General features: G+C 34.4%; 7 protein-coding genes. 2 read left to right on the plus strand and 5 right to left on the minus strand.

Annotation, left to right across the window (positions count from 1 at the left end):
• Nucleotides 1–2: 2 nt before the first annotated feature.
• From ACI4WO_RS08340 to ACI4WO_RS08350, 3 genes are read right to left on the minus strand one after another with little or no spacing between them, the layout of a single operon-like run.
• The gene (locus ACI4WO_RS08340; RefSeq protein ID WP_439807100.1) at nucleotides 3–944 is read right to left on the minus strand and encodes a dockerin type I domain-containing protein; all 942 of its coding nucleotides are present in this window, start codon (nucleotides 942–944) and stop codon (nucleotides 3–5) included.
• An 18-nt stretch (nucleotides 945–962) separates the two neighbouring features.
• On the minus strand, nucleotides 963–1868 hold the full coding sequence (locus tag ACI4WO_RS08345) for a trypsin-like serine peptidase (RefSeq protein WP_439807101.1): 906 nt from the start codon (nucleotides 1866–1868) through the stop codon (nucleotides 963–965).
• A gap of 18 nt (nucleotides 1869–1886) precedes the next feature.
• A complete protein-coding gene (locus ACI4WO_RS08350) occupies nucleotides 1887–2177 on the minus strand; it encodes a dockerin type I repeat-containing protein (RefSeq protein WP_439807102.1) in 291 nt (96 codons plus the stop codon).
• 401 nt (nucleotides 2178–2578) lie between these two features.
• On the opposite strand from ACI4WO_RS08350, the gene ACI4WO_RS08355 reads away from it, so the two are divergent.
• The gene (locus tag ACI4WO_RS08355; protein ID WP_439807103.1) at nucleotides 2579–3319 is read left to right on the plus strand and encodes a polysaccharide deacetylase family protein; all 741 of its coding nucleotides are present in this window, start codon (nucleotides 2579–2581) and stop codon (nucleotides 3317–3319) included.
• Nucleotides 3320–3352: 33 nt separating this feature from the next.
• On the opposite strand, the gene ACI4WO_RS08360 is transcribed toward ACI4WO_RS08355, so the two are convergent.
• Nucleotides 3353–4948 (minus strand): ABC-F family ATP-binding cassette domain-containing protein, encoded by a 1596-nt coding sequence (locus ACI4WO_RS08360; protein WP_439807104.1) that lies wholly within the window; start codon nucleotides 4946–4948, stop codon nucleotides 3353–3355.
• Between the two features lie 201 nt (nucleotides 4949–5149).
• The gene (locus ACI4WO_RS08365; protein WP_439807105.1) at nucleotides 5150–5374 is read right to left on the minus strand and encodes a helix-turn-helix domain-containing protein; all 225 of its coding nucleotides are present in this window, start codon (nucleotides 5372–5374) and stop codon (nucleotides 5150–5152) included.
• Between the two features lie 127 nt (nucleotides 5375–5501).
• Here ACI4WO_RS08365 and ACI4WO_RS08370 point away from each other — a divergent pair, with 127 nt between their 5' ends.
• Nucleotides 5502–5909 (plus strand): hypothetical protein, encoded by a 408-nt coding sequence (locus ACI4WO_RS08370; protein WP_439807106.1) that lies wholly within the window; start codon nucleotides 5502–5504, stop codon nucleotides 5907–5909.
• Nucleotides 5910–6019 lie beyond the last annotated feature (110 nt).

The following is a 6019-nucleotide window of genomic DNA, read 5'->3' on the forward strand; positions in this document are numbered from 1 at the left end:
TTTTACTTTTCAGCTGGTACGCTTTTCTCAGCCATAAATCTTGCAATTCCAGCGGCATCTCTTACATTGACACTGCCGTCGAGATTATAATCAGCATATTCCGGAAGTTCGGAAGATTTCTGTTCAGCCATTTTTTGTGCAATAAATGCGGCATCTCTTACATTAAGTCTGTTGTCACTGTTGCTGTCACCGTCTATGCGAATAAAACTAGGTTTAGCTTCAAAAACAGTTATTCCCATAGCATCGCTCCGCATATTTACATTTGTATTTTCAATATTCTCATCACTATTAACCTGTTCTAAAATCCCGGCAATATCATTAACATTTACCGACTTTATATTCACTTCGTATTGCTGACCAGCATCATCCTTTTTTTTCAATTCAAGACCTTTAAGTCCATCATATTTATCAACAGAAAAATTTTCATCTGGAGTTTTCAGGTTAATTGTTAATGAATCAAGCTGCCATACTTCATAAGAATATGATTTATGGTTAAATGAAGCATCTACCTTGTCTTCAATCATAAAATTCTTCATTTCATCAATAATTGTTTCATCATCTTTGTTTGCATTATCAATAAAATAAACTTTTTCACCAGTTAAATCATATTGATCTGCATATAAATTATATAGCGGATATGATGAATCAATATACACTATACTATAATCATCAGTCAATCCCAAATACTCATTTGTAACTTCAATATCTTCAGGAATTGCCACAACGAAACTTGAATCAAGATATTTACATGAAAGCAAATCACCATTTTTATAACCTTTAATATTTGAATCTCCATTTTTCCATACAATATTATCAGAATTCAGATAATATTCAGGTAGCTCTTCTGGTAAACCCATATCAGCAAAAATTGTCATTGACAAACAACTTCCTACCATTACTGTTGCTATTATGCCGGATAATATTTTTCTTAATGATTTTTTCATACATATCAACTCCTTATATTATAAGTTTGGATTATTATACGCAAATTGTAATACTGTTGGTCTTACAATTGGACCTATCTCATTACCGTACTTCAAACCAGAGCAAATACCAATAACTGTTTTATATGTCTTCATATTACTTCCATCTGAATTTCCATAATCAGTTTCAACATAAATTGGACCACCACTGGTTCCACCAGCAGTATCAGCACTAGTTGTTAATTCTAAACCATCTATAGAATCTAAAATAGTACCATTAGATATTTTTAAAACAAGATTTGTATTATTGTAATTTGCATATCCCAAGCAATGTATATTCATATTATTGCTTATAGCTGATTCTGTAGGCATTCCAAGTAACGCTTTTCCATATGCACTTAAATCTTCTTCTACTGTAATAATAGCATAATCATAACCAGGATCACCCTGAATTTGTTTTTTTGCGACATGGGTTGCTATAGGAGTTACTGTTGTACCATTATCATTCTGAGGATTAGAATTAGGAATCTCAATAACTGGAGAAGTAAAAAAATTACCGCTGTTATTTACCATATGTGCAGCTGTCATGATCTCATGATCACCTATAATAAAACCCGTTCCAATTGGCATGCTATAAATTCCTGGAGTTTCTGTTGGAACAAAATATTTTATAGAAACAATCGTTTGCTCTAATGGTGCATCTGCTCTATTATCTTCATCAGAAAGAGCCGCTACAGCAGCATAATTAGATATATCGACCTCTGGGATTGAAGGCAATGTATATTCTGTTGTTGTACCAGTAGCATATGTATATTTAAGATATGTAGTACCTGCTATATCAGCATTTGCTTCATACATATTATATCCGCCGAAAATCACGCCAAGCGTCATTACCACAAATGTTAAAATTGCCGTTATTTTAGTTTTCTTATTAATCATTATCATTTTTATCATCTCCTTTATTTAATGGGTAGTTACTGTTTTAGAAGTTCCGAGAATATACGCCGTTATCATATCCCCATCAATCCAATCAACAATCCCATTCTGATTAACATCAATAGTACTTACATCAGACGGTGCCCATGCTCCGCACAGAAATTTGTTCATCATAACTGCATCAGATGAGCTGACATATCCATCCTTGTTAATGTCATAACGAGAATCATAGTTTGCGCTAACAACTCCGCTTAAAGCGGAAACTGACATCACCGCTGCTGCGGCAATACCCATAACCATTTTTTTGAATTTAACCATTTTTTACATTTCCTCTTTTCTATTATTTTTAATATTAGTTGTTGATATTTAAAATTTTTCACCCTCCAATCACATATAATATTTATTTAAAATGACAAGTCACCTCTTCCTGTCATTTCATATTAAATATAATAAAAACATGCATTCAAAATTTTAAAAGTAAAGGAAATATTTATTCAAGTTACCAAGCCATACTAAATCTCCTATATTTTGTGTTTTAATTATAGCACCTTATGGTTAAGTTTTCAAGAGCAAATAAATAATTTTCAATATTTTTGTAATTTTGCACAAAAATTGTTGACATATTTTGCCATTATAACAAATTAAAATAATTCCAGTCATATAAATCATAAAAAAGAATATAATATTATTGCCGTCAAAAAACGGCATGAGGTGGCAGAATGAAAATTAAAAAAATTATTGCAGCTGCTGCCATTATTACGGCTCTGACCGCCGGACAGCCTGTTCAGGCTTTAAGCAGTGAAAAGAAAGGCTACGGTCAGGGAACTGTTACCGACAGTGAAAATTGCCCTGTCGGGGCAGCAGATTTCAACTCCCAATACGGCGAATTAGACGCCTATGCACTGACAAATGATAAAAACAGAATTATTCTGACTTTCGATCAAGGCTATGAAAATGGATATACCGCACCAATACTCGACGTACTCAAAGAAAAAAACGTTAAAGCAATTTTCTTTCTGACAGGGGATTATGCTAAAAAAGAAGAAGATTTGGTAAAAAGAATGATTGATGAAGGGCATATTATCGGAAATCATGGAATGACACATGCTTCTATGCCCGAACTAAGCGATGAAGAACTTAAGGAAGAAGTAATGAGTCTTCACAACTTCGTACTCGAAAAATACGGATATGAAATGCAGTATCTGCGTCCCCCCTGCGGTGAATTTTCAGAAAAATCACTGGCTGAATGCAAAGAACTCGGATATAAAACTTTAATGTGGAGCTTTGCTTACGTTGACTGGAAAACAGATGCTCAGCCGGAATACGGTCAGGCTCTGGAGCGAATTGTATCTTCGGCTCACGGCGGAGGAATCTACCTCCTTCATTCGGTTTCAAGTACTAATGCCGCAGTACTTGGCGAGGTAATCGATAAATTAAGAGCAGAAGGCTTTGAATTGTAACAAAAATCCCCCGTATCATAACGGGGGAAATTTTTATTTCATATTCTTTTTAAACTCAAGGAATTCTTCATAAGTTCCCTGTCTGTCAATACATCCTTCCGGTGTAATTTCAATAATTCGGTTTGCTACAGTCTGTAAAATTTCGTGGTCATGAGAAGCAAGAAGTATAACACCCTTGAAACTTACCAATCCATTATTTACTGCGGTAATGCTTTCCAGATCAAGATGATTTGTAGGTCTGTCAAGAATAAGAACATTAGAGCCGAACAGCATCATTCTTGAAAACATACATCTTACCTTTTCGCCTCCGGAAAGTACATTTACCTTTTTATACACATCATCTCCCGAAAACAGCATTCTTCCCAGAAAACCACGAAGATATGTGTCTGTTTCATCTGTTGAGTATTGCCTCATCCAGTCAATAATCGACATGTCACAGCCGTCAAAATATTTATTATTATCTGCCGGGAAATATGATACCGATGTGGAAACACCCCATTTGAAATCACCTTCATCAGGCTGTTCTTCCTCCATAAGGATTTTAAACAGCATTGTAATTGCCTGTTCACTTTCACTTATAAAAGCAACCTTATCCGTTCTGCCAAGTGTAAAGCTTATATTATTCAGCAGCTTTTCACCGTCAGCAGTTTTTGAAATACCATTAACTGAAAGAATTTCCTTGCCCAGTTCCCTTTCAGGACTGAATCCAATAAAAGGGTACTTTCTGCTTGATGCCGGCATTTCCTCAACTGTAAGATTATCAAGGAGTTTTCTTCTTGATGTTGCCTGTTTGGACTTTGATTTATTTGCAGAAAATCGCTCAATAAATGCCTTAAGCTCTTTAATTTTCTCTTCAGTCTTTTTATTCTGCTGTTTTATCATTCTCTGCATAAGCTGACTTGATTCGTACCAGAACTCATAGTTACCTACATACATTTTAATTTTTGTATAGTCAATATCAACAATATGAGTGCAGACATTATTGAGGAAGTGTCTGTCATGAGATACTACCAAAACCGTACCGAAATACTCTGCCAGAAAATCCTCAAGCCACTTTACAGCGTCAATATCAAGATGGTTAGTAGGCTCGTCCAGCAAAATTATATCCGGATTTCCGAAAAGAGCCTGTGCCAGCAATACCTTTACTTTTTCATTACCGGAAAGCGAAGACATCTGACTATACAGAATATCCTCAGGAAGACCAAGTCCCTGAACAAGCTTTGATGCATCTGATTCAGCCTCCCAGCCGTTAAGTTCAGCAAATTCTGCTTCAAGCTCAGAAGCTTCAACGCCGTCCTCCTCGGAAAAATCCTCTTTGGCATATAAAGCGTCCTTGCGTTTCATTATTTCATACAAACGAGCATTTCCCATAATAACGGTATCAAGAACTGTATATTCTTCAAAAGCAAAGTGATCCTGCCTGAGAACAGAAAGTCGCACTCCTTTTTGTATTACTACCTCACCTGTAGTAGGCTCAAGATCTCCGCAGAGAATTTTAAGAAATGTTGACTTTCCTGCACCGTTAGCTCCGATTATTCCGTAACAGTTACCGCCGGTAAACTTCAAATCAACATTTTTAAATAGAGTGGTTCCGCCGAACTGCATACTGACATTTGAAACTGTAATCATCAAATAATACTCCTTAAATATATAATAAGTTACATGCTTTTATTATAACATAAGCTTTATTGTGATTCAAGGGATTTTATAAGTTTCCATGAAAAGCAAATGCATAAAGCAAGAGATGCCCTGCAAATGAGGGCATCCCCTTTGGCATAGATTTTTACATAGCATCTAATAGTGTCAAGATTGCCTGCTGTTGTTTTAAGCTTATTCATCATCTGATTTACACTGATTATCAGGGACATACAATAAAACATCTTCAACCCTACAATCAAGAATGCTGCACAAATCATTTAATAACAATGTAGATAACCCCATATTATGTTTTAAACGATGAATCGTATTTTTACTAAAATTATATTTTTTAATCAAAGTATATGTTGTTATATTTTTCTTTTTCATTGTTTCCCATAAGGGCGAATAACTTATCATTTTATCACCATATTAAGTATAAAATAGACTTAATATATTGACTATCCTTAAAATTTTGAGTATAATATTAATATAATCAGAATTTAAAGAAATATAAGCTTTTATAACATGGAAAGAAGTGAAAAAATTGGGCATCAGAAAAATAAGTGGTATTGTTCTTAAGAAAAACCGGCGTTATATTAAGATTTTAAGGGACGACCGCCATGACGGCGGCTATGATTTGCTGACCTACTCCGGAGCAGCCAGATATCTTGCAGAAGGAGACAGATTTTCGCTTTTTGTAACTGCGATTTCCATGAAAAAAAGCAAGGGAATAAAAATTTGTACTTTTACGGATTCAACTTTTCAAAAAGACAGGTCAAAATCATTTCAGATTTCCTTTAATGAAAAAGAGTTAAAGCTTTTGCTTTATATTGCAAATGAAAAATATGAGTTTATAATAAACAACCCCAAACATGATAATTATACAAATGAAGACATAAAACATTTAAATAGTATTTTAAATAAAATCGCATCAGAAATATATTCACAATAAGTTTTATTCTGATATAGAAAAAATTTATAATGAATCCTGAATGTGAAATTATGGATTCAGAACCTGTCCACATAGAGTCAAAGCCTGCGCAACAGAGTATGGATATGGGA

The organism is Porcipelethomonas sp., assembly GCF_051893655.1.
Classification (GTDB): Bacteria; Bacillota; Clostridia; order Oscillospirales; family Ruminococcaceae; genus Porcipelethomonas.

Excerpts from the sequence above, each read along its gene's own strand:
- ACI4WO_RS08365 (WP_439807105.1), bottom strand. The coding sequence starts at position 5,374 with ATGATAAGTTATTCGCCCTTATGGGAAACAATGAAAAAGAAAAATATA.
- ACI4WO_RS08360 (WP_439807104.1), bottom strand. The coding sequence starts at position 4,948 with ATGATTACAGTTTCAAATGTCAGTATGCAGTTCGGCGGAACCACTCTA.
- ACI4WO_RS08350 (WP_439807102.1), bottom strand. The coding sequence starts at position 2,177 with ATGGTTAAATTCAAAAAAATGGTTATGGGTATTGCCGCAGCAGCGGTG.
- ACI4WO_RS08355 (WP_439807103.1), top strand. The coding sequence starts at position 2,579 with ATGAAAATTAAAAAAATTATTGCAGCTGCTGCCATTATTACGGCTCTG.
- ACI4WO_RS08345 (WP_439807101.1), bottom strand. The coding sequence starts at position 1,868 with ATGATAATGATTAATAAGAAAACTAAAATAACGGCAATTTTAACATTT.
- ACI4WO_RS08340 (WP_439807100.1), bottom strand. The coding sequence starts at position 944 with ATGAAAAAATCATTAAGAAAAATATTATCCGGCATAATAGCAACAGTA.